Consider the following 20745-nt stretch of genomic DNA (forward strand, 5'->3'; position numbering starts at 1 on the left):
AGACCGCTATCTCACTCTAGCTGATTTAAAGCTTGTTCAGCAATTCCACCGTCGGCCAGGAATCCGCAGGCATTCCCAAGCGTAGTTGCTCGGCGCGGACGGCGTCGCGGGTGGCTACGCCGAAGACGCCGTCGATCTTGCCCATGTCGTAGCCGCGCGCGGCGAGCTTGGTCTGCAATTCCTTCATCTGGTCGGTGGTGAGGCCGGGATCGGGATTGCCCAGCTCGAATGCGGGGGCGCCGGCGAGGCGGGTGGCGAAATAGGCGACGGTGGTCGCGTAGACGATCGACTTGTTCCACTCCACGAACACATCGAAATTCGGGTAGGAGAGGAAGGCGGGGCCCTTGCGACCCATCGGCAGGAGCAGGGAGGCGTTGCCGTCATCGGGGCCGAGCGGGCCGTTCATGCCTTCCACGCCCCAGGCGGCCCATTTGGAATGGGGGAGGCGGTTGGTGCGGATCGCCTGCTCCCAGGGCAGGTCTTTCGTCAGCTTGACCTCTTCGAGCCAGGGCTGGCCCTTCTGCCAGCCGAGATCGCGTATCATCCGCGCCGCCGTCATGATGACGTCAGGCACGCTGTTCTTCAGGTCGACGCGCCCGTCGCCATCGCCATCCACGCCGCGCTCGAGATAATCGAGCGGCAGCATCTGCATTTGGCCGATCTCGCCGGCCCATGCGCCTGTCGTCTGCGCGTTGACGACGCCGGTGTCGAAGAGCTTCAGCAGCGCGATCAATTGCGGCCGGAAAAGCTCCGGCCTGCGGCAATCATGGGCAAGGGTCACGAGCGCATTCAGCGTGTCGAAATTGCCCTGGATGGCGCCATAGTCGGTCTCCAGGCCCCAGAAGGCAGCGATGACCGGGCCGGGAACGCCATAGGTATCTTCGGCCTTTTTGAAGACATCGGCATATTTGACGAGCATTTCGCGGCCCTTCTTGAGCCGCGCGTCGGAGATGAGCTTGCGCGAGAAGTCGGCGAAGGTCTGGTTGAAGGTCGCGCCCTGCGAGCGGTCGCGGCCAAGCACCCGGTCATCGATCTGCGCCTTATAAAGCTCGCTGATGCCCTTCTCGCCCACGCCATCGGCGCGCGCTTCGGCGGCGACGCCATCGAGCCAGGTTTTCAGGTCGCCGCCACAGGCGGCCTGCGGTGCGACCGTTCCCTGGGCCGGAACGGCAGGGGAGGCCGGGGCTTGCTGTGCGCTAGCCAGCGCAGTGGAGGCAAGGAACGATGCTGCCAGCAGCAGGGCGGTTTTCTTCATTTCCTAAACTTCTTTCCGGCATTGCTTTTTCGCTAAAAGCACGATGCGCGCAAATGAGACAATTCTGGGGCTCGCTTCTGCCCCATCACGGCGCGGAAATGAAGTAAAAGTTGTGTGGCTGTGCTTTTTAGTGCTTCCGGCGCCCTTCGACCACCGCGCGCCATTCCTCCGGGGAGCCGGCGAAGACGTTGATGTCGGCGTCGCCCTCGATGCCGGGCACCTTGCCGGTTCCGGTATATTGCCAGAACGTCCAGGGATGCTCGCCATAGCGCTCGCTGGGGTGGCCAGCGACCGAGCGCAGCCAGAAAGGATAGCCCTTTATGCGGTGGAGCTCATTGTCCTCGAAGAAATCGATGGCGGTATAGATGATCGGGCGCTTGCCGTAATGCCGCTCGACGGCATCGAGGAAAATCTTCATCTCGCTGCGCACGACTTCCGGCGCGGGGCGGCGCTTGCAGGTGGGCGATTGCGGGTTCCATTCCATGTCCAGAACCGGCGGCAGCGCGTTCGGATCGCGCGGGACGTTGCGGATGAACCATTGCGCCTGCTCGATGGCCGGGCGGCAGAAATAATAGAAATGGTAGGCCCCGCGCGGCATGCCGACCGAAGCAGCGGATGCCCAATGATCACGGAAGCGGTCATCCACCCGGTCCCCGCCTTCCGTCGCCTTGATGAAGGCGAAGGAGATGCCGCTGTCGCGCACCGTCTTCCAGTCCACCTTGCTCTGATATTTGGACACGTCGGTGCCGTGAACGGCATAGTGCCAGGGCGTCCTGCCCTTCCAGTCATGCGGATCGCGGTCGCCGAATTTCGGCGCGCGCACGGCGGGATAGGCGAAGGTCGCCTTCCGTTCGATGCTGACCGTCTTCGTCGCCTCCGATAGATCGTAATCCACCGATGTGCAGGCGGACAAAAGGAGGGACATGAGGACAGGGACGATGCGCTTCATGAACCAAGGCGATAGAGGAAACAGGGTTGATAAAGCGTTACGTGATTCAGAGAAAATAGCGAATAGTGTATCGCTGATAGCGCCCAACTATTCGCTATCAGCTTTTCGCTTGACGACGGATATCCAGGCAAATCCGCGATAGAGAATGCGCGCCTGGGCGAGAGCCTGCGTCTGCGCGGCGATATTGCCCGCCACCTGGAAAAGATCGTTCCGGGGGGTGACGTGGAACCATTCAAGCCACTGATAGAGCGCGGCGCGGAACCAGCGGGGCAGCCTCGCGCAATCGCCGAAATCGACGATGTGGAGTTCGCCGCCGGGAGCAAGGTGCGCCACGGCCTCGCGCATCACCGCCTGCCATTGGGGGATCATCGAGACGGCGTAGGAGATAAAGATGCGGTCGAAATCCTTGCGTCCGAAGAGGGTTTGCGGGTCGAAGCTTGCGGCGTCGGCATGGGCGAGGCGCACTTTGCCTTCTATGCCGGCACGTTCCACCGCCTTTTGCGCCGTGTCGAGCATTTCATGCGAAATATCAATGCCATAGAGTTGGCTATTGGGGAAATGATTCATCGTCTTGATGAGATTTCTGCCCGTGCCGCAACCGATTTCCAGCACGCTGCCGCCTTGGGGAACGCGCAGCGAGGCGATCATCTCATCGCGGCCGAGAAGATAGTATTTGCGCGTCGCGTCATAGACATGGCGCTGACGGCGATAGACGCGGTCCATCAGGCTGCCGTGATCGATTGCCTTCGCCTTGCCGAACATATCAGCCGTCTTTCAGGACATAGAGATGGAAGCCGCCATAAATCGACGAGCGGTCGCGGGCGTGGAGTTCGCGCGACTGTTCTTCGCGATAGTCCCAGCGGTCGAGAATGGCGGGATCGACACGGCCGGGCAGGATGCTGGGCTCGGCGGCGGTGCGGAAGATGACGCGCGCGCCAGACGCGGCGGTGCGGGTAATTTCACGCCAGAGATCATTGAGCTGGGTGTCGTTCATCCAGTCCTGTGCATCAAGGAGGATGAAGCGGTCAACCGAGGCATCGGGCTTCGCCGCGAGCAGTTCGGTGTAGGAGGCGTTGACGACGCTCATGCGGCCGACGCGCGCGCGCACCTTCTCGAAATTGGCGCGGGAAAGATAAGGCGGAAGCGGACCGGTTTCGGCGTCCTCGCTATAGCCGCGCCCGAAGGCCTGCCAGGCAAAATAATTCTCGTTCAGCGGAAAACCGCAGGCGAGTTTTTCCAGCCGGCTGCGCAGGATGGTGGCCATGTCGCCATTGCCTGAAGTGGCCAGCGCATCATATTGCTGCGGCGGAATGCCGAGGCCGAACAGGGAGGATTTACGGGCCGTGGCCCAGCGGATCATGCGCTTGTCGAAAAGCGGGGCGATGGCGGTATCGAAGAAGCTGCGCTGCTCCTCGATGGTACGGGCTTTCAGCATATCGCGCGGGTCGATGCCATAGAGGCGGGCGACGCGGTGGCCCATGCCGATGAAGATGCCGAGCAGGCCGTGGCGGTAGAGATCACGCCAGAAGATGGAGATGCGGCGGCGGCCCGAGAGCATCCGCTTTTCCCAATAGGCGCGGCTTTGCGCGTCGAGATGGGGACGGAGAAAGCGCTGATAGGCCTGCCAGTTGGTCTTATCGTCCGCCGTGCCGTAGAAGCGGTAAAAGGCGTCATAGTTGGGCAGGCGGGCGAGGGCGGTGAGCTTCAGCCGGTTGAAGGCGACGTGCGCCGGGTTCAGGTCGACCGCCTCGATGCTTGCGGGATCGGCGGTGAGGTAAGAAAGCGCATTGCAGCCGCCCGATGCGATGGTGACGATGCGATGGCCGGGGCCGATCTCGAGCGCCTCCATGTCGACTTCCGGATCTTCCCAGATCTGCGGATAGACCAGACCCTTGAAGAGATGGGCGAAGAGCCGTTCGGAAAGGCCGGCGCGGGAGAAGAGCGAATTGCGCTGCATCGCGCGCTTCACCTTTTCGTTGCCGGCCTGCTTGGTCCTGATTGCGGGCATGGAGCGCGAATCCCTTGCGTTTGGGAGATTTCGCTCCGCCTAGCATCCGCATGTAACAATGCCGTGACTAGGGTGTGTTGATATTCAGGTGAGGGCGGGCTGCAAATGGCGTCTTTCTGCGCTTCCGGTGCATATGTACTGAAGTACACTCCGCTCCGGTTCTCGAAAATCACCATTTTCGCCTCGCCCTGACCTGGATCTCAACACACCTTAGTCCAGGTGGATAGCCGCCGGAACCGAAGCTCCGGCGGCCTATTCGGGTTTCCCCGGCACGTTATGTTCCGAACCGGCGCTTGCGGTCCTGCCATAGCTGCAGCGCGGCGATGGCGACGATGATGACGCCTAGCGCGACATGCCAGGTGCGAAGCGGATCCGAATAATCGAAGGCGAAGGGTGAAGCGATCACCCACAGGCCCGCGAGAAAGACCAGCACCTCCTGCCAGCGGCGCAGCCGGGCCACTTCCATGATGCCGCAAGCCGTGACGAAGGCGCCCGCAAGCATGGTGTTGATGACGACTTCTATCTTGTCGGTTGCGGGGAAGAACAGCGATGAAAGGAAAATGATGGCCCCGAGAGCCATGATGGCATTATCCTCCCAGCCACGGTGCTGAATCAGTCCCGGGCGGCCTACAGGGTTGGTCATAGCCATGATTAAATCCTCCTTCAGGCTACGTTATGCGTAACCGGATATCCGTGAGGAGGTTCTGTGCGTGAGGCCCGAACTCCTCAGCGGATGTTCGTACGCACGGCTCGCATTTTGCCGGAATATCGCCTTTTATGCAATGATTTCAGGGCAAAAGCCGGTAACGATGGCTTGATGGGTCCGTTTTTGCGATCGCTCCGCCAAAATCGGCATAAGTAGGGCTGTGTAACGGCATGTAACGCAAGTTGACAGGAACTTTCCACGATATTGCCCGTTTTCCCGATGAGGTTCTCTGTCCGTGGGGACTTATTTGATAACCCGGGATGATAAAGGAGAGTACTATGAAGAAGTTTTTGATCGTATCGGCTGCCGCGCTTTCGGTGCTGGGCTTGGCCGCCTGCAACGACAGCGGCAACAATAACAATGCGAACCCACCGGCGGAGCAGCCACCGGCAACGCAGCCTTCGACGCCCTCGACGCCGTCGCAGCCGCCCGCAAACAACACGACGCCTTCCCAGCCTGGCACGTCGCCCTCGCAGCCTGGCACGACGACCCCCAGCCAGTAAGGCGAGCGTGAATATCCCAAAGGGGATGCGGCATCCAGAAACGCTCCGGCAGAAATGCCGGAGCGTTTTTATTTGTAAAATTAAATATTTATCGCAGTACTTAAAGCTTATCTCATGATTGTACTTTAATAATCCTGGCGATTTCACGCGGGTTTACTGCGGAAATTTCGAGATAATCGTCCAAGAGGATTATACCATGAAGAAGTACATTCTTGCGATGGCCGCGGTTTCCCTGCTCGCCCTTACCGGTTGCTCGGACAACGAGACGGGCGGCAATACGGCGGCTGCGGTCGAGAACGAAGTGTCCAAGATCGACCAGACGCTGGCAAGCTCGATGACGCCGGAGCAGAAGGCTGCCGCCGTCAACGAGGCGCGTTCCGCTGCAGAAGCCGCCGCCAGGGCCGCCGGCCAGAGCGACGCGCTGGTGCAGCAGGCAGGCGACGCGGCCGCACTGGAGGCCAAGAAGGCGCTGGGCGTGCAGTAAGAGCGGTTCGGTCTGTGACGCTGGCCGGGGGCTCTAGACCACCGGCGGCTTGACCAGATCCAGATGACGGAGCATCGCGACGAATGCTTTCAGGCGTTCGTCGCGATATGCATTTATATCCATGCCTTCATAATCGAGAAAGCCGCGTTTGGTCTTGAGGCCGATGCGGCCCTGCGCCATGTTGCTGTCGATGATATCGGGCGAGGCGTAGCAGGGGCTGTTCAGCTCTCTGGCGAGGTCGCGGCTGGCATAGAACAGCGTGTCGCCGCCACCCCAATCGATGAATTCCAGAACCCCAAGCACGGCGAAGCGGAAGCCAAGGCCATATTTTGTCGCCTTGTCGATATCCTCGGCGCTGGCGACACCTTGTTCAACCAGCCGCGCGGCTTCGTTCATCGCCAGCGTCTGGATGCGCGGCACGATATAGCCGGGCGACGCTGCGCAGATGACTGGCATCTTGCCGATGGTTTCGAGCATCTTCTTGAGGCGCGCGGTCACTGCCGGATCGGTCTTTTTGCCGGGCGACATTTCGACGAGGGGCATGAGATAGGCCGGGTTTAGCCAATGCGCGTTGAGAAAGCGCTCGGGCTGCGAAACGGCGCTGGAGAGATCATCGACGAGAATGGTCGATGTGGTCGATGCGATGATCGGCGAAGGACCAGCGAGCGCGGAGGCGCTTGCCAGCGCGCCGCGCTTGATGTCGAGCACTTCGGGCAGGGCTTCGATGATGAGAGCGGCTGACGAAAGTGCATCCTTCGCCTCCTGCCGGGATACGATGCCGACGCGCGACATGATCGTATCGATCCGAGCGGCATCGAACATGCCAAAGCCGGAAAGGTTGGAGAGCACGCCGCGAATTCCATTGAGGGCGCCGGCTTTGAGCGTCCTGAAATCGTCTTCGCTGCGCTCCTTGAAATCCACGAGCTTCACCGGATGCCCGGCATAGGCCCACACCACGGCGATGCCGCAGCCCATGCGCCCCGCGCCGAGGCAGGCGATTGGTTCAGGATCGGTCATTGCGTTTTCCTGTGTTGATGCCTGTCCTTGCGTGGATATAGGTCTGACTATGGCATTGGTTATTCAAAAGGAGGTGATGAGAATTTAAATATAAAAATAGTATATTATGGGTTTACTAGGTAAAATCTGAAATTTTCTCCGTTCTGATCACTTCTATTTGACGGTGATGCTTGAGGACTATGCGCGCCGCCTACCTATGTGAAAGGCCAGGAGAGGATGAGCATAGGAGACTATCATGGCCTATATCATTCACGGAGCCACCGGCGCCCAGGGCGCCCCGCTATATAACCTCCTCCTCGAAAGCGGAAAATCGGTTCTCGGCGCAGTCCGGGACATTTCCAGCCTTAAGGGAAAGCCTGCCATCAAGGTGGATCTTGGTTCGGTCAACTCGCTGGTTGCCGCTTATCGGGACGCTGACGGGGTGTTCATCCATATCCCGTTGGGAGCGGAGGAGGGCCGCGTTCAATATGCCCGCAACATTGTCGAAGCCATCCGCCAGGGCAGGCCAAAGCGGGTGGTCATCACCACGAGCGGTGCCGTCATCGATCAGCCGGGTACGCCGCTGCAAACCCCTGACGACAGCGCTATTGCGATCCTGATACGCGGCGTCGAGGAAAGCGGCGTGTCTCATGCCATCATGGCGACGCGGCTCTATCTGGAAAATCTGCTTTTGCCACCAGTCTTCAAGCCGATAAAGCTGGAGGACGCTCTGCGCTATCCGCTTGCCGGGAATTTCGCTGCCTCGTGGTGCTCGCATCTTGACGTCGCCGATGTTGCCGCACGCCTGCTAACGGACACCGCGATCAGCGGCATTGTGGGCGTGGGACAGTTGCCGGGCTTGACCGGGCCGCAACTTGCCGATGGCTTCGCAAGCGCGCTCGGGCACGATGTTTCCTATGAAACGATAACGCCCGAAGAATTCGGCGCGCTACTTTCACCGATACTGGGCGCGCCGGCGGCGGCAGGCGTCGTCAAGTTTTACAATACGCTGGCACAGGTGCCGGAGGACGTCATCGCCGAGAAGACCAGCGCGCAACGCCTCTTAAACATCAAGCCGCGGACCATCGCGGCGTGGCTGGCGGAGAAGTTCCGCGGGAGCAAGGCGTCGCCTTCGGCTACCGAAGCGCGTTCGCCGGTTCACCTCTAAACATTCTCCGCCATCCGGCGGGGCGAGCGGCTGGCAAAGCGTGCCCGCCGCTCGTTTGTGCGGTCTGGTGTAACCGGAAATCTGGAGCATTCATGCTGTTGCGGCTAGCGGGAAATCGAAAACGTCCAAGCTTCCATCATGCCAAGCGCCCCTCTTGACCGATTGTCATCTCCTCTCTATTAATTGCAAATAATTTGCAATTGCATAAATCGGATGAAATACATGGACCAGTATGCATCGGCGGCGAGGAAACCGGCGGCGGGAGAAGCCGGGCGTGAGTTAACGCTTAACGGATGGCGGCGTGAGCGCGGGGAGGCTTCGCTTTCCGAGGTTCACAGGACGATTGCCGTGCGCAAGACCGGGCCCAGCTGGCGCAAGGCGCTGGCCTTTTTCGGGCCCGGCTATCTCGTCGCCGTCGGCTATATGGACCCCGGCAACTGGGCGACGTCGCTCGCCGGGGGCTCGCAATTCGGCTATACTCTGCTGGTCGTCGCGCTCCTTTCCAACATCATGGCGGTCATTCTCCAATCGCTGTGCGCGCGGTTGGGCATCGCAACGGGCCGCGACCTGGCGCAGGCGTGCCGCGATGCTTACCCTGGTTGGGTGTCCTTTCCGCTATGGGTGCTGGCCGAAATCGCCATCTGCGCCACCGATCTGGCCGAAGTCATCGGTACGGCCATCGGCCTCAACCTGCTTTTCGGCCTTCCGCTCGAAATCGGCGTGATCCTCACCGCGCTTGACGTGCTCTTGGTGCTCTATCTGCAAAACAAGGGCTTCCGCCTCGTCGAGGCGTTCATCATCGCCCTTCTGGGCGTCATCGCGGTCTGCTTTCTCGTTCAGATCGTCATGGCCGATCCGGAATGGGGCGCGGTGCTGCGCGGCTTCGCGCCGACAACCGACATCGTCACCAATCCTAATATGCTCTATCTCGCGCTCGGCATCATCGGCGCGACGGTCATGCCGCACAATCTCTATCTGCATTCGGGCATCGTCCAGACGCGCGATTTCGGCGACACGATAGAGGAAAAACGCTCCGCCATCCGCTATTCCACGCTCGATTCCACTATCGCGCTCACCTTCGCGCTCGCCGTCAATGCGTCGATCCTCATCCTCGCCGCCGCCAGTTTCCACACGACCGGCCACACCAATGTCGAGGATCTGGGGGAGGCCCATACGCTGCTGAGTCCGTTGCTCGGTTCGGCGATGGCACCCACCCTTTTCGCCATCGCGCTTCTGTGCTGCGGCCTCAACTCTACTATCACAGCCACCATGGCCGGGCAGATCGTCATGGAGGGCTTCCTGCATATCCGTCTCAAGCCCTGGCTCCGGCGGCTCATCACCCGCGTCATCGCCATCGTGCCCGCGGCTGTCGTCACGATCCTCTACGGCTCATCCGGCACGGCGAAGCTTCTTATCCTGTCGCAGGTGGTACTGAGCCTGCAACTGCCCTTCGCCGTCATCCCGCTGGTGGCCTTCACCGCCAACGGCGCCAAGATGGGCCCCCTCGTCGCCCCGCGCTGGCTGACAGCGCTGGCCGCCATCACCGCCGTCATCATCGTGGTGCTGAACATCAAGCTGGTGATCGATTTCGCAATGGGGAATTGAGGGCAAGGCCTGTCGCTACTTCCCTGGAAATGCGTTATGATTCCGCCAGGACGGGAAGGGAGGATCGTATGGCGGATGAGGAAAAACCGGCATCGGCGCTGATCGATGCTAGGATTGCGGAGCTGGGCGGCTGGCGCGGAGAGACGCTGGCAAAGGTCCGCGCGATCGTCAAATCCGCCGACCCTGGAATCGTCGAGGAATGGAAATGGGAAAACCCGGTCTGGTCGCGCGGCGGCGTTATCTGCACCGGGGAGGCCTATAAGGCCGCCGTCAAGCTCACCTTTGCGAAAGGCGCATCGCTGGAAGACCCTGCGCGCCTGTTCACTTCCAGCCTCGAAGGCAAGGTGCGGCGCGCCATCGATATCCGCGAGGGCGACGCGATCGATGAAAAGGCGCTGGCGGAGTTGATCCGTGCCGCAGTGGCGCTCAATCTTGAAACGAAAAAGCCGAAGGCATCCGCTGCCAGGAAGGCGGCAGACGAGCCCAGGCTTCTTTCGGGCGGCAATCCGCAAATCGCCAAGGGCTATGGAGACGCCCCCGTGCAGGCCTATATCGCGGCGATGCCCGGCTGGAAAAGCGCCATCGGCCAGCGGATCGATGAGATTATCGTTCGCGAGGTTCCCAATGTCCGCAAGGCGGTCAAATGGAACTCGCCGCTCTACGGGGTGGAGGAGGAACGCTGGTTCCTCGGCCTCCATTGCTTTGCGAAATATATCAAGGTGAGCTTTTTCCGCGGCACGTCGCTCGATCCGGTGCCGCCGGGCGGATCGAAGCAGAAGGAAGTGCGCTATCTCGATATCTACGAGGGCCAGTTCGACGAGGCGCAATTCGCCGACTGGGTGAGACAGGCGAGCAAAATGCCGGGCGAGAAGCTGTAGGGCCTCTTACTGCTTGAAACGTCCCGTTTCCCGCGACGTACCATTGAAAGCCCTTTGGAAAACAATGTCAGTTGGCCTGTAAGCCGGGTTCTGTATGGCTGGGCTTTCGCCCAACGTGGCAGCCATTCATCTGGGACGGATGTCGCCACCCGCCTCTTGCAACCTACCCGGACGGCTGATCCGGAAACCGATCGCCGGGCTTGCGCCCGGCACGCCGTCCCTATTCGGTCTTGCTCCCGATGGGGTTTACCTTGCCGCCGCCGTTGCCGGAGGCGCGGTGGGCTCTTACCCCACCCTTTCACCCTTACCCCGCCAGCAAACCGGTCCGTTGCAACGCAATGAACGGGCCGGTTTGCAGGCGGGGCGGTCTGCTTTCTGTGGCACTTTCCCTGGGGTCGCCCCCGCCGGGCGTTACCCGGCATCGTGTTTCCATGGAGCCCGGACTTTCCTCACCTGCCGCCTTTCGGCATATGACAGGCGCGGCTGCCCGGCCAACTGACATAGGTCTATAAAGGTGCTTTGCCGGGAAAACGCAATAAAAAAGCCGGACATGCGCCCGGCTTTTTTCGTCCATGCATTGCTTCGCTGCTTAGAACGAGCGCATGTAGACCTTCACCTGGTTGCAGTATCTGGCCGAGATCGGGTTCATGCGCGTCGCGCCATGGCCGGCATTGTATTTGAGGATGGTGCCGCAAATCGAACCGCCGGAAAGCTCCCGCGCCATGGCAAGGTACTTCATGCCATATTGCACGTTGACCACGGGGTTGTAGAGTTCGCGCGCCGATCCGGTGTAGCCAAGGCTGCGCGCCGTCGAGAGCTTGACCTGCATCAGGCCGATCTCGCCTGCCGAACCGCGCACGTCGGGATCGTAATTGCTTTCGTGGTGGACCACCGCGTGGGCCAGCGGCAGCGGAACGCCATAGGTTTCGGCGTAATGGTTGATGATGCCGGAGAAGGGCTTGTCTTCCGCCGCAGCCGGTACCTGGTTGGACACGGGGAGGAGCTTGCTTAACAGGCCGCCCTCGGTGCTGTTCTTGGTGATGATGTCGTCACGCACCTTGATGTTGACCGGGATTTTGCCCCAATGCTCGACCCTGCCTTCCGCGCGTCTGGGCACCGGAACTTTCCGCAAGGCAACAGGCTCGAGGCGAGCCTTCTGCGCACGCTTTGCAGGCTTCGCCTTGCGCACCGCATGGCGGACTTTTGCGCGATGCTCCGTCTTGACCTCGGAGGTTCTGACGATGTGCGCCACGCCCTCTCTCTTGGCCTTCTTCATTGCGTGAACCGGACGTTTCTCGGTAACGTGCCGTTTCTCGTGGTGAGGTGCCGCCTGTGCCGCGTTGAGGCCAAGCATTCCCATCGCGCCGACGACGGCGCACACAAAACCAATTTTTTTACTCATACCCTAACCGTTTTACACTGTTTCGGTAGTGGCCGCCCCTTTCTCTAAAACGCCGGCCCGTTTCGTTCCTTTACGAGGCGGGTGGAGTTGAACCACTAAGAATGCCTCAGGAAACTGTCCGTTGATCTGGCCGCGAAATGCAGCCAGAGATTGGCGGGGCAAGTAACTTTCCATTAACTTTTGTAACAAATGGATTAAACCTACCGAAGTAGTAGGTTAATAAACTATTGATTTTCAATATTTTAGGTCGCGAGAGCGGGCAATGCCGAAAGCAGCCTGTGCAGTGTCTCAATGGTCGAGACATCGGCGACGCCATCGACTTTTTGCGGGCGAAAATGGCGCTGAAACGCCTTGACGGCCGCTTCCGTCTCCATGCCGAGTATGCCGTCGACCGGGGTGTAGTAGCCGTAAAGCGCCAGCATGGATTGCAGCGCCTCGACGGGTTGCCCCCGATCGCCCAGCGCGAGGAAGCGTCCGCCGCGGATCGGCGAGGGTTCCACCCAATGGCCGAGGCCGGCGCGATAAAGCCGCTCCCAGGGAAATTTCTCGCCCGGGTCGATCTTGCGTAAGGGGGCTATATCCGAATGGGCGAGAATTTTTCGCGGCTCGATGGAATGGCGCGCGCAGATATCGCGGCTGAGCGCGATCACCGCCTCGATCTGGGTATCCGGAAAGTCGGGGAAATCGGCGAGCGGGCCTGGATTGACGATCTCGATACCCACAGAGCAGGAATTGATGTCGGTCTCGCCGAGCCAGAAACTCTGGCCCGCATGCCAGGCGCGCTTGCTTTCAGCGACCATCTGCACGACGCGGCCATCCTCATGCACGACATAATGCGCCGAGACCTCTCTCTCCGGCGTCGACAGAAGCTCCTCGGCGACCGCGCCGTTTTCCGTGCCCGTATAATGAAGGATCAGGATGGAGACCTGCTTGCCATCCTTGCGCGGGCCGAAATTGGGGGAGGGACGAACCGTCGCACCGGGATAGTCCGGCGCAAAGGCGGCATTCTCATTGTCGCTCATGCGGCCTTCAATTCCTTTTCGATCTTTTCCCATGCGCCATTTATGGCCGCGATGCGATTGTTGGCGATGGCGAGAAACTCCTGCGGCACGCCGCGCGACACCAGGCGATCAGGGTGGTGCTCCGACGCCAGCTGGCGATAGCGCCGCCGCGCCTCATCGAAGCTGGCGCCGCGCGGCAGCCCAAGCACCCGGTAGGGGTCGGCCTCGCCCAGATCGACATGGCGCGCAGCGATAGTGTCGAAATGCGCCTCGTCGAAACCGAAGATCTCGCCGACACGCGAGAGAAATGCCATTTCCTTCTCATGGACATAGGCGTCCGCCTTGGCAATGTAGAACAGCCCGTCGAGAATATCTTCGAGGCATTTGCAGTTGCGGTCCTGCGTGCCGCAGAGCTTCGCCATTTGCGCAGCATAGCTTTCATAGCCCGCTATGTCCTGCTTGGCGAGATTGTAGAGCCGCGCCACATGGGCCTGGTCCTCCTGGGGCACGACGAAAATGTGCTGGAATGCTCGGATTTCCTGGTCGGTGACGATGCCATCCGCCCGTGCCATCTTGGCTGAAAGCGCGATCATGGCGATGGAAAAGGCAACCCGGCGTCGCGTCTCGGGATCGCCTTCGAACACCGTGCGCACGCCTTCGACGAGGCTCGTCAGAGCGCAGGACGCAAGGCTGGCTACGAAATCACCGACACGAACCCAGATCGACATGGGGCTTTCTTATAGACAGGGGTGGGCAAGAGAACATGCGATACAAGCGCTATCTATAGATGAGCATTGAGAAAAACGGGAGTCCGTTTTCGGGAATAGTGTTTTCAGGAATGGAGGAAGCGGCAAGGAATCCTGCCGCTTTCGTCTTTATTTTGTCGCATGATCTTGCCCAAAAAGTCTGCAACTTTTTGGCATCATGCTCTAAAACATCAACGCCGTGCGGTACACGATGAACGACGCGATATAGGCCAGTGCCAGCATATAACCGAAGCTGATCCACATCCAGCGCGCGCCGCCGGCTTCGCGCTTGATCACCGCGAGGGTGGAGGTGCATTGCGGGGCGAAGATATACCAGGCGAGGAAGGAAAGCGCGGTGGGGAGCGTCCAGTTATGCGCAAGGGCCTGCCCGACCTGGGCCGCCGCCGAATCCCCGCCTTGGATGGAATAGACCGTGCCGAGCGCCGCCACGACGACCTCCCGCGCGGCCATGCCAGGGACGAGCGCGACGCTCATCTGCCAGGTGAAGCCGATAGGGGCGAGCAGGGGCTCCAGCAGCCGGCCGATGGTGGCGGCGAGGCTGTAGAAGATCGCGGGCTCGGTAGCGTTGGCAGGAGCCGCAGGGAAGGAGGCGAGGAACCAGATCACCATCGCCATGGAAAAGATGGTCGTACCCGCCCGATGCAAGAACATCTTCACCCGCGTCATCAGCGCGATCAGCACGTTCTTCAGGCGCGGCAGCTTGTAATCGGGCAGTTCCATCATGAAGGGCGGGGCGGGCTCATGGCGCCAGAACATGAGCTTGGCGAGGAGGGAGACGCCGAGCGCGCTCGCGATGCCCGCCGCGTAAAGGCCGAACATGACCAGCCCCTGGAGGCTCAGGAAGTGCGCGACGCGCGTTGCCGGGATGAAGGCAGCGATAATCAAGGTATAAACCGGGATACGGGCCGAGCAGGTCATCAGCGGGGCGACGAGGATGGTGGTCAGCCGGTCGCGCTTATTGTCGATCACACGGGCCGCCATGATGCCCGGAATGGCGCAGGCGAAACTCGACAGGAGCGGAATGAATGCCCGCCCGTGGAGGCCGACGCCGCCCATGATCCGGTCCATCAGGAAGGCCGCGCGGGCCATATAGCCCAGATCCTCCAGAAGGAGGATGAACAGGAACATGATCAGGATCTGCGGCAGAAAGGTAATGACATTGCCGACCCCGCCGATGACGCCATCCACGAGGAAGCTCTCGATCAGGCCCGGCCCCATCACCTGCTGGATCATCGTGGCGAGGACATTGAATCCATCCGTAATCAGGTCCATCACCGGCTGCGCCCAGTCGAAGACCGCCTGGAACATCAGGAAAAGCACGGTCAGGAGCACAACCAGCCCGGCGATGGGATGGAGGAGCACGGAATCGATGCGCGTCGTCAGCGTATCGGGCTTTTCGGGATAACGCACCGTCTCTGAAATCAGCCGGTCGGCTTCGCGCTGCAGGCCGCGCAATTGCGCGGCTGATGGCTCGGACCAGATGTTTTCGCGCCTCTCCGGTGCATCCTTCTCCGAGAGCGTGTCGAGCATCTGCCACAGGTCGGCCATCTGGGCGCGGCGCACTGCGCAGGCGGCGACAACGGGGATGCCGAGCAGCGTCGAAAGCTTGTCCATGTCGATCTCGATGCCGCGATGGCGGGCGATGTCGATCATGTTGAGGACCAGCACCAGCGGCTTGCCGGTGCGGATCAGTTCGGACACCAGACGGAAGGCGGAGCGTAAGTTCGTGGCGTCGGCGACGGCGAGGAGAAGATCGGGCGTGTCGTTCGGCCTGCGGTCGAGAACGACGTCACGGGTGATTTCCTCGTCGGGGCTGCGGGCGCGCAGGGAATAGGTGCCCGGCAGATCGACGATCTCGAGCGAACGGCCGCCGGGCGTCAGGGCGATGCCCTTCTTGCGCTCGACAGTGACGCCTGCATAATTGCCGACCTTCTGGCGGCTACCGGTCAAGGCATTGAAGAGGGCGGTCTTGCCGCAATTGGGCGCGCCGACGAGGGCAATGCGGCGGACCTTCTGCATGTTGACTTCAAGCATGGCAAGGGCCTTCGCGATATGGGTCTTCACGGGTGAGAATGGCCATCGCCTCCTGCCGCCGCAGCGCCACGACGACCCCGCCGACGCGCACCGCAATCGGATCGCGGGCAACGGGGCCTTCATGCAGCACGGAGACTTCCGCTCCTTCGCTGAAGCCTAGCTCCAGCAGGCGGCGCTCGATTTCCTCAGGCGAAAGGCTGGACGAGGTCGCGGGCGTAATCTCATGGATGACGCCGCGATAGCCGCGCGGAGCGAGACCCAGCGGCATCAATTCTTCCCGTTCTTGTGCCATGTCAGACGGTTCCTCTCAAGGTTGCGTCCCCCACGCGGCGCTACAGCGCATAATTAAGTTGAGCGCACAAATCAGGTTTTTGTGAGGTGTGTGAGAGGGCGGGGGAGGCGTCTTGCCACGGGAAGACTTTCGCATTATGTTACATGTAACAAGCCGATGGAGATTTCATCATGCCTACTCCGGTCAATGCACGCGTTAAAAAGCGGCGGGAGGCGTTACGCGCGGCGGGGCTGCGTCCGGTGCAGATTTGGGTTCCGGATACGCGTCAGCGCGGCTTTGCCGACGAGTGCAGGCGTCAAGCACGTCTTGTGGCCGCCGCCGATGCTGCCGATCGCGATCTGGACGCTTTCATGGATGCAGCATTGTTCGATCTGGACGAGACAGACAGGTGAGGCGCGGTGATCTCTTCACCGTCGCAATGCCGGGCGATTTTGCCAAGCCCCGCCCGGCGCTTATCATTCAGTCGGACCAGTTTGAGGATACGGGTACAGTTACCGTGCTCCTGATGTCTGGAACGCTGGTGGACGCCCCTCTTCTTCGCATTACGGTTCAGCCAACTGCCGAAAATGGGTTGCGCAAACCATCGCAAGTGATGATTGACAAGGCTATGTCGGCGAGGCGCGACCGTTTAGGGTCCCCCTTTGGGCGCCTTGATGATGAAACGATGCTAGCCGTGACACGCTCGCTGGCCGTCTTCCTCGGGATCGCATAGGACACCGCCGTCCCTCTGGCTAACGCTTCTTTAAGCTTAATATTCGATAAATCGGGGAAGAGTGGAAATGCGCCTGCGATTGGGCGCGTTCCCATGTGTGTGTAGCCTGATCCCGTTGACGCCCATAGTGTCCCATGATAACCATTCGTAACATCGATGATCTTCGTTCGATGCGGTGTTTCCCGACATGGTCAGGGGCGGTCGTGTGGGGCCGTCAGGCTGGGCTTGCAGCCCGGATGCCGCTCGTTCGTGCGAATTTTTATGGCCGCGCCAGGGTTTTCTTCATGGGGCGGCATGGGATAGATGCAGCGGGAACGGCGGTAGTCACTGGTGGACCGGTTTCTGGGTCATGTAACGAACAGGATCGATGTGAAGGGGCGGGTCTCCGTTCCCGCGCATTTCCGTTCATTGATTCAGAAAGCCGGGCATGCGGAGCTCTACGCCTTGCGCTCGCTCCATCTCCCGGCGCTCGACGTCGGCGGGCCGGATTTCCTGACGCGCTACGACGGGCGGCTGACAAACGAGGATCCTTTTGCGGAAACGGCGGACGACATGTCTTTTTATCTCCATGCGGACGGCACGTTTCTAAAGCTCGATCAGGATGGGCGCATCACGGTGACGGATTTTATCCGGGAACATACGGGCATTGCGCAAGAGGTGACGTTCGCGGGAGCGAACACGCATTTTCAGATGTGGCAGCCGGAGCAGTTCGAGGAACATCGCGCGACGGTGCGCCGGAGGCTGGCCGTGCGGCGGCAGGCGCTAGGCGGGGCGGCATTACCGCCCCAAGGGGGAACGGAATGATGGCGGGCCACGGCGAAGAGGGTTCTCATAACGGACCTCTGGCCGATGGCGGACCGGCCCGCCACATTCCGGTTCTCCTCGATGAAGTCGTCGCGGCGCTGGACCCGCAGCCTGGCAAGCATATCGTCGACGGTACCTTCGGGGCGGGCGGCTATACGCGGCGCATCCTGGAGAGCGGCGTTTCCGTCACCGCCATCGACCGCGATCCGACCGCGATCGCAGCGGGCCGCGCCATGGAAAAGGAATTTCCCGGCCGGCTGACGCTGGTGCAGGGCCGGTTTTCCGATCTCGATACGCTGGTAACAGGCGAGCCTGACGGTATCGTTCTCGACATCGGCGTCTCCTCCATGCAGATCGACGAGGCGGAGCGGGGGTTCTCCTTCCAGAAGGACGGGCCGCTCGACATGCGCATGTCGGGCGAGGGCGTCAGCGCCGCCGATGTGGTCAACCGCCTGAAGGCGGGCGATCTGGCGCGCATCTTCAATTTCCTCGGCGAGGAGCGCCATGCGGGCCGCATTGCCCGGATGATCGAGAAGCGCCGGGAAGCCGAGCCGTTCACGCGAACCCGCGACCTTGCCAATGCCATCGAGGCACTGGTGGGGCGCAACCCGAAAGACCGCATCCACCCGGCGACGCGGGTTTTTCAGGCGTTGCGCATCTTCGTCAATGATGAACTCGGGGAATTGGCACGGGCGCTGTTCGCGGCGGAGCAAGTGTTGAAGCCGGGCGGGCGGCTGGTGGTCGTCACCTTCCATTCGCTGGAGGACCGCATCGTCAAGCGTTTCTTCGCCGACCGTGAAGGGAGCGCGGGCGGCTCGCGCCATCTGCCGCAGGTTCATGAGCGGCAGGCCAGTTTCACGCCGTTGACCAAGGGCGCCGTCGGCCCGACCAGCGAAGAGGAGGAACGCAATCCGCGGGCGCGCTCGGCCAAGCTGCGCGCCGGGATCAGAACCGGCAATCCGCCGCTGAAGGCGGACCTATCCTTATTCGGGCTGCCCAAGCTTCCCGACATTCATAATCCGAGGGTTTAAGAGTGCTGCGTACCTTCGACATCATCCTGATCACGATCATGCTGGCGGCGGCGACCGTGACCTATAAGATCAAATATGACGCTGAGAAGCGGATGGCCGATATTCGCGTGCTCCAGCGCAAAATCGATTTCGAGAAGGACACGATCACTCTGCTCAAGGCGGACTGGAGCTTGCTCACCCAGCCGAACCGGCTGCAGAAGCTCTCCGAAATCTATCGTACAGAGCTCAATCTCGCGCCCATCGATCCCCACCAGATCGTCAGTATCGACGATGTGCCTGAGCGCGCGCCTGATGATATCGAGAACATCATTTCTTCCAGCGACGAGCTTCTGGCTGTTATCAACCAGACCGACAGCATGAAAACCGGCAGCGTGGAGCAGGGCCAGTGAACGCTCCCGTGCAGAAACCGATTGCCTTCGAAGGGGTGCGCAAGAAAAACGGCAACCGCGCCCGCAACCGCCTGATCATGGCGATGACCTGCTTCATCGGCATTTATGCCGTCATTGGCGGGCGGCTCGTCTATTACGGCATGCAGGGCGACGACGAGTACGGCTCCTCGGGGCCGGCGGTACAGAATCTTGCCTCGCGGCCCGATATCCTCGACCGCAATGGCGAGGTCCTGGCAACCGACATCAAGACCTTCTCGCTCTTTGCCGAACCGAAGCGCATCGTCGATCCTGATGAGACCATCGAAATGCTCTCGACGGTGCTGCCCGATCTCGACTGGGAAGCGACCTATAAGAAATTGAAGAGCGGCGCGGGCTTCGTGTGGGTCAAGCGCGGGCTGACGCCGCGCCAGCAGAGCCAGATCATGGCGCTGGGGCTTCCCGGCGTCGGCTTCCGCACGGAGAAGAAGCGCTTTTATCCCGGGGGCCCCACCGCGTCGCATATCCTCGGCCTTGTCAATATCGACAATCAGGGCATTGCGGGGATGGAGAAATATATCGACAGCCAGGGGCTGACGGACCTGCAATCGACCGGCCTTGCCGCGCAGGAAGCGCTGGAGCCGGTCAAGCTTTCCATCGACCTCAGGGTCCAGCATGTGGTGCGCGACGAGCTCGTCCAGGCAATGCAGCGCTACCGTGCAATTGCGGCGGGTGCGGTGGTGCTGAATGCCAAGACTGGCGAGGTGCTGGCCATGTCGTCGGTACCGGATTACGACCCCAACAACCCGGTCAACGCGCTCGACAAGGACCATCTCAACCGCATGTCGGCGGGCACCTACGAGATGGGCTCGACGATCAAGAGCTTCACCACCGCCATGGCACTGAACGATGGCGGCGCGACGCTGAATACGGTGTTCGACGCCTCGAAGCCGCTCCGGTTCGGGCGGCAGATGATCCGCGACTTCCACGGCAAGGGCCGCCCGCTGACGCTGACGGAAGTGTTTCTCTATTCGTCCAATATCGGCTCCGGCCATGAGGCGCAGCTGGTCGGGGTGGACGGGCATCGTGCATTCCTGAAGCGCCTCGGCCTGCTTGACCGTATGGAGACGGAGCTGCCCGAGGTCGCGCGCCCGGTGGAGCCGAAGGTGTGGAAGAAGGTCCATTCCATGACCATCTCCTTCGGCCACGGCATGATGACGACGCCCTTGCAGGTGGCCGTTGGCGCGGCGGCGCTGATGAATGGCGGCAAGCTCATGCCGCCCACATTCCTGCCGCGCAGCGAAGAGCAGGCGAACACGGTCGCCCAGCAGGTGGTCAGCGCCAAGACCAGCAACGATATGCGCTATCTCTATCGCCTCAACGCGACGGCGCCGGGCGGGTCGGGCAAGCGGGCGACGGTTCCGGGCTATCGCGTCGGCGGCAAGACCGGCACGGCGGAAAAGGTGGTGGGGGGCCGCTACGCCAAGGATGTGCGCTTCAACGCCTTCCTCGCTGCCTTCCCGATGGACGATCCAACCTATATCGTGCTGACGATCATTGACGAGCCGAAACCGGAGCCCGGCAAAGCCACGGCCACCGCCGGTCTCAACGCCGCGCCGATGGTATCGAACATTATTCGCCGTTCCGCCTCATTTTTGGGGGTAAAGCCCGATTTCAGCCAAGAAGGCGAGCCCATGCTGGTTTCATACGACCTTAACGCCGATGACTGATTCGCCACGCGCATAGCCTATAGAAACGGACAGCCTGTAGAGAAAATGTCTGGAC

Annotated in this window: 22 protein-coding genes and 1 other RNA gene; 11 read left to right on the forward strand and 12 right to left on the reverse strand. The window is 61.0% G+C overall.

Annotation, left to right across the window (positions count from 1 at the left end; genetic code table 11):
* Window positions 1–25: 25 nt before the first annotated feature.
* The 5 genes from ACOWVG_RS13210 to ACOWVG_RS13230 all read right to left on the reverse strand — a co-directional run bounded on the left by ACOWVG_RS13210 (window position 26) and on the right by ACOWVG_RS13230 (window position 4861).
* A complete protein-coding gene (locus ACOWVG_RS13210) occupies window positions 26–1255 on the reverse strand; it encodes a lytic murein transglycosylase (protein WP_420962683.1) in 1230 nt (409 codons plus the stop codon).
* A 127-nt stretch (window positions 1256–1382) separates the two neighbouring features.
* Window positions 1383–2204 (reverse strand): GH25 family lysozyme, encoded by an 822-nt coding sequence (locus ACOWVG_RS13215; protein ID WP_420962684.1) that lies wholly within the window; start codon window positions 2202–2204, stop codon window positions 1383–1385.
* A gap of 87 nt (window positions 2205–2291) precedes the next feature.
* The gene (locus ACOWVG_RS13220) at window positions 2292–2966 is read right to left on the reverse strand and encodes a class I SAM-dependent methyltransferase (RefSeq protein WP_420962685.1); all 675 of its coding nucleotides are present in this window, start codon (window positions 2964–2966) and stop codon (window positions 2292–2294) included.
* A 1-nt stretch (window position 2967) separates the two neighbouring features.
* Entirely contained in the window at window positions 2968–4212 is a 1245-nt protein-coding gene (locus tag ACOWVG_RS13225) for a DUF3419 family protein (protein WP_420962686.1), read from the reverse strand.
* A gap of 274 nt (window positions 4213–4486) precedes the next feature.
* Complete coding sequence (locus ACOWVG_RS13230; protein WP_420962687.1) at window positions 4487–4861, reverse strand: SPW repeat domain-containing protein; 375 nt, start codon at window positions 4859–4861, stop codon at window positions 4487–4489.
* A 335-nt stretch (window positions 4862–5196) separates the two neighbouring features.
* Between ACOWVG_RS13230 and ACOWVG_RS13235 the strand changes: the two genes are divergently transcribed.
* Together ACOWVG_RS13235 and ACOWVG_RS13240 are read left to right on the forward strand one after the other, a co-directional pair.
* Complete coding sequence (locus ACOWVG_RS13235) at window positions 5197–5421, forward strand: hypothetical protein (RefSeq protein WP_420962688.1); 225 nt, start codon at window positions 5197–5199, stop codon at window positions 5419–5421.
* A 196-nt stretch (window positions 5422–5617) separates the two neighbouring features.
* Entirely contained in the window at window positions 5618–5905 is a 288-nt protein-coding gene (locus ACOWVG_RS13240) for a hypothetical protein (protein WP_420962689.1), read from the forward strand.
* A gap of 33 nt (window positions 5906–5938) precedes the next feature.
* Here ACOWVG_RS13240 and ACOWVG_RS13245 read toward each other — a convergent pair whose 3' ends face one another.
* The gene (locus tag ACOWVG_RS13245; protein ID WP_420962690.1) at window positions 5939–6922 is read right to left on the reverse strand and encodes a 3-hydroxybutyryl-CoA dehydrogenase; all 984 of its coding nucleotides are present in this window, start codon (window positions 6920–6922) and stop codon (window positions 5939–5941) included.
* A gap of 235 nt (window positions 6923–7157) precedes the next feature.
* On the opposite strand from ACOWVG_RS13245, the gene ACOWVG_RS13250 reads away from it, so the two are divergent.
* From ACOWVG_RS13250 to ACOWVG_RS13260, 3 genes are all read left to right on the forward strand, one after another.
* Window positions 7158–8069, forward strand: a complete 912-nt coding sequence (locus ACOWVG_RS13250; protein WP_420962691.1) for an NAD(P)H-binding protein — start codon at window positions 7158–7160, stop codon at window positions 8067–8069.
* 222 nt (window positions 8070–8291) lie between these two features.
* Window positions 8292–9674 (forward strand): Nramp family divalent metal transporter, encoded by a 1383-nt coding sequence (locus ACOWVG_RS13255; protein ID WP_420962692.1) that lies wholly within the window; start codon window positions 8292–8294, stop codon window positions 9672–9674.
* Between the two features lie 68 nt (window positions 9675–9742).
* Complete coding sequence (locus ACOWVG_RS13260; RefSeq protein WP_420962693.1) at window positions 9743–10552, forward strand: DUF1801 domain-containing protein; 810 nt, start codon at window positions 9743–9745, stop codon at window positions 10550–10552.
* A 63-nt stretch (window positions 10553–10615) separates the two neighbouring features.
* Here ACOWVG_RS13260 and rnpB read toward each other — a convergent pair.
* The 6 genes from rnpB to ACOWVG_RS13290 all read right to left on the reverse strand — a co-directional run bounded on the left by rnpB (window position 10616) and on the right by ACOWVG_RS13290 (window position 16048).
* Window positions 10616–11051: RNase P RNA component class A (rnpB, locus tag ACOWVG_RS13265), an RNA gene on the reverse strand.
* 90 nt (window positions 11052–11141) lie between these two features.
* Window positions 11142–11954, reverse strand: a complete 813-nt coding sequence (locus ACOWVG_RS13270; RefSeq protein WP_420962694.1) for a lytic transglycosylase domain-containing protein — start codon at window positions 11952–11954, stop codon at window positions 11142–11144.
* A gap of 242 nt (window positions 11955–12196) precedes the next feature.
* Window positions 12197–12976 (reverse strand): N-acetylmuramoyl-L-alanine amidase, encoded by a 780-nt coding sequence (locus ACOWVG_RS13275; protein WP_420962695.1) that lies wholly within the window; start codon window positions 12974–12976, stop codon window positions 12197–12199.
* On the reverse strand, window positions 12973–13683 hold the full coding sequence (locus ACOWVG_RS13280; protein WP_420962696.1) for a TerB family tellurite resistance protein: 711 nt from the start codon (window positions 13681–13683) through the stop codon (window positions 12973–12975). Before ACOWVG_RS13280 ends, ACOWVG_RS13275 begins: the two co-directional genes overlap by 4 nt.
* Window positions 13684–13884: 201 nt before the next feature.
* Entirely contained in the window at window positions 13885–15756 is a 1872-nt protein-coding gene (gene feoB / locus ACOWVG_RS13285; RefSeq protein WP_420962697.1) for a ferrous iron transporter B, read from the reverse strand.
* Window positions 15749–16048, reverse strand: a complete 300-nt coding sequence (locus tag ACOWVG_RS13290; RefSeq protein WP_420962698.1) for a FeoA family protein — start codon at window positions 16046–16048, stop codon at window positions 15749–15751. Before ACOWVG_RS13290 ends, feoB begins: the two co-directional genes overlap by 8 nt.
* Before the next feature lie 170 nt (window positions 16049–16218).
* Here ACOWVG_RS13290 and ACOWVG_RS13295 point away from each other — a divergent pair, with 170 nt between their 5' ends.
* From ACOWVG_RS13295 to ACOWVG_RS13320, 6 genes are all read left to right on the forward strand, one after another.
* Complete coding sequence (locus tag ACOWVG_RS13295; RefSeq protein WP_420962699.1) at window positions 16219–16440, forward strand: antitoxin MazE family protein; 222 nt, start codon at window positions 16219–16221, stop codon at window positions 16438–16440.
* On the forward strand, window positions 16437–16760 hold the full coding sequence (locus tag ACOWVG_RS13300; protein WP_420962700.1) for a type II toxin-antitoxin system PemK/MazF family toxin: 324 nt from the start codon (window positions 16437–16439) through the stop codon (window positions 16758–16760). Before ACOWVG_RS13295 ends, ACOWVG_RS13300 begins: the two co-directional genes overlap by 4 nt.
* Window positions 16761–17090: 330 nt before the next feature.
* On the forward strand, window positions 17091–17564 hold the full coding sequence (gene mraZ, locus ACOWVG_RS13305) for a division/cell wall cluster transcriptional repressor MraZ (RefSeq protein ID WP_420962701.1): 474 nt from the start codon (window positions 17091–17093) through the stop codon (window positions 17562–17564).
* Complete coding sequence (rsmH, locus tag ACOWVG_RS13310) at window positions 17561–18595, forward strand: 16S rRNA (cytosine(1402)-N(4))-methyltransferase RsmH (RefSeq protein WP_420962702.1); 1035 nt, start codon at window positions 17561–17563, stop codon at window positions 18593–18595. Before mraZ ends, rsmH begins: the two co-directional genes overlap by 4 nt.
* Window positions 18596–18597: 2 nt before the next feature.
* Window positions 18598–18984, forward strand: a complete 387-nt coding sequence (ftsL, locus tag ACOWVG_RS13315; protein ID WP_420962703.1) for a cell division protein FtsL — start codon at window positions 18598–18600, stop codon at window positions 18982–18984.
* Entirely contained in the window at window positions 18981–20690 is a 1710-nt protein-coding gene (locus ACOWVG_RS13320; RefSeq protein WP_420962704.1) for a peptidoglycan D,D-transpeptidase FtsI family protein, read from the forward strand. The genes ftsL and ACOWVG_RS13320 overlap by 4 nt, the downstream gene beginning before the upstream one ends.
* Window positions 20691–20745: the final 55 nt, after the last annotated feature.

The organism is Brucella sp. IR073 (assembly GCF_049065735.1).
Taxonomy (GTDB): domain Bacteria; phylum Pseudomonadota; class Alphaproteobacteria; order Rhizobiales; family Rhizobiaceae; genus Paramesorhizobium.

Coding starts and splice junctions, on each gene's coding strand:
- feoB (WP_420962697.1), bottom strand. CDS start 15,756: ATGCTTGAAGTCAACATGCAGAAGGTCCGCCGCATTGCCCTCGTCGGC.
- ACOWVG_RS13280 (WP_420962696.1), bottom strand. CDS start 13,683: ATGTCGATCTGGGTTCGTGTCGGTGATTTCGTAGCCAGCCTTGCGTCC.
- rsmH (WP_420962702.1), top strand. CDS start 17,561: ATGATGGCGGGCCACGGCGAAGAGGGTTCTCATAACGGACCTCTGGCC.
- ACOWVG_RS13210 (WP_420962683.1), bottom strand. CDS start 1,255: ATGAAGAAAACCGCCCTGCTGCTGGCAGCATCGTTCCTTGCCTCCACT.
- ACOWVG_RS13260 (WP_420962693.1), top strand. CDS start 9,743: ATGGCGGATGAGGAAAAACCGGCATCGGCGCTGATCGATGCTAGGATT.
- ACOWVG_RS13270 (WP_420962694.1), bottom strand. CDS start 11,954: ATGAGTAAAAAAATTGGTTTTGTGTGCGCCGTCGTCGGCGCGATGGGA.
- ACOWVG_RS13245 (WP_420962690.1), bottom strand. CDS start 6,922: ATGACCGATCCTGAACCAATCGCCTGCCTCGGCGCGGGGCGCATGGGC.
- ACOWVG_RS13235 (WP_420962688.1), top strand. CDS start 5,197: ATGAAGAAGTTTTTGATCGTATCGGCTGCCGCGCTTTCGGTGCTGGGC.
- ACOWVG_RS13215 (WP_420962684.1), bottom strand. CDS start 2,204: ATGAAGCGCATCGTCCCTGTCCTCATGTCCCTCCTTTTGTCCGCCTGC.
- ACOWVG_RS13295 (WP_420962699.1), top strand. CDS start 16,219: ATGCCTACTCCGGTCAATGCACGCGTTAAAAAGCGGCGGGAGGCGTTA.
- ACOWVG_RS13240 (WP_420962689.1), top strand. CDS start 5,618: ATGAAGAAGTACATTCTTGCGATGGCCGCGGTTTCCCTGCTCGCCCTT.
- ACOWVG_RS13290 (WP_420962698.1), bottom strand. CDS start 16,048: ATGGCACAAGAACGGGAAGAATTGATGCCGCTGGGTCTCGCTCCGCGC.
- ACOWVG_RS13255 (WP_420962692.1), top strand. CDS start 8,292: ATGGACCAGTATGCATCGGCGGCGAGGAAACCGGCGGCGGGAGAAGCC.
- ACOWVG_RS13250 (WP_420962691.1), top strand. CDS start 7,158: ATGGCCTATATCATTCACGGAGCCACCGGCGCCCAGGGCGCCCCGCTA.
- ACOWVG_RS13220 (WP_420962685.1), bottom strand. CDS start 2,966: ATGTTCGGCAAGGCGAAGGCAATCGATCACGGCAGCCTGATGGACCGC.
- ACOWVG_RS13275 (WP_420962695.1), bottom strand. CDS start 12,976: ATGAGCGACAATGAGAATGCCGCCTTTGCGCCGGACTATCCCGGTGCG.
- ACOWVG_RS13225 (WP_420962686.1), bottom strand. CDS start 4,212: ATGCCCGCAATCAGGACCAAGCAGGCCGGCAACGAAAAGGTGAAGCGC.
- ACOWVG_RS13230 (WP_420962687.1), bottom strand. CDS start 4,861: ATGGCTATGACCAACCCTGTAGGCCGCCCGGGACTGATTCAGCACCGT.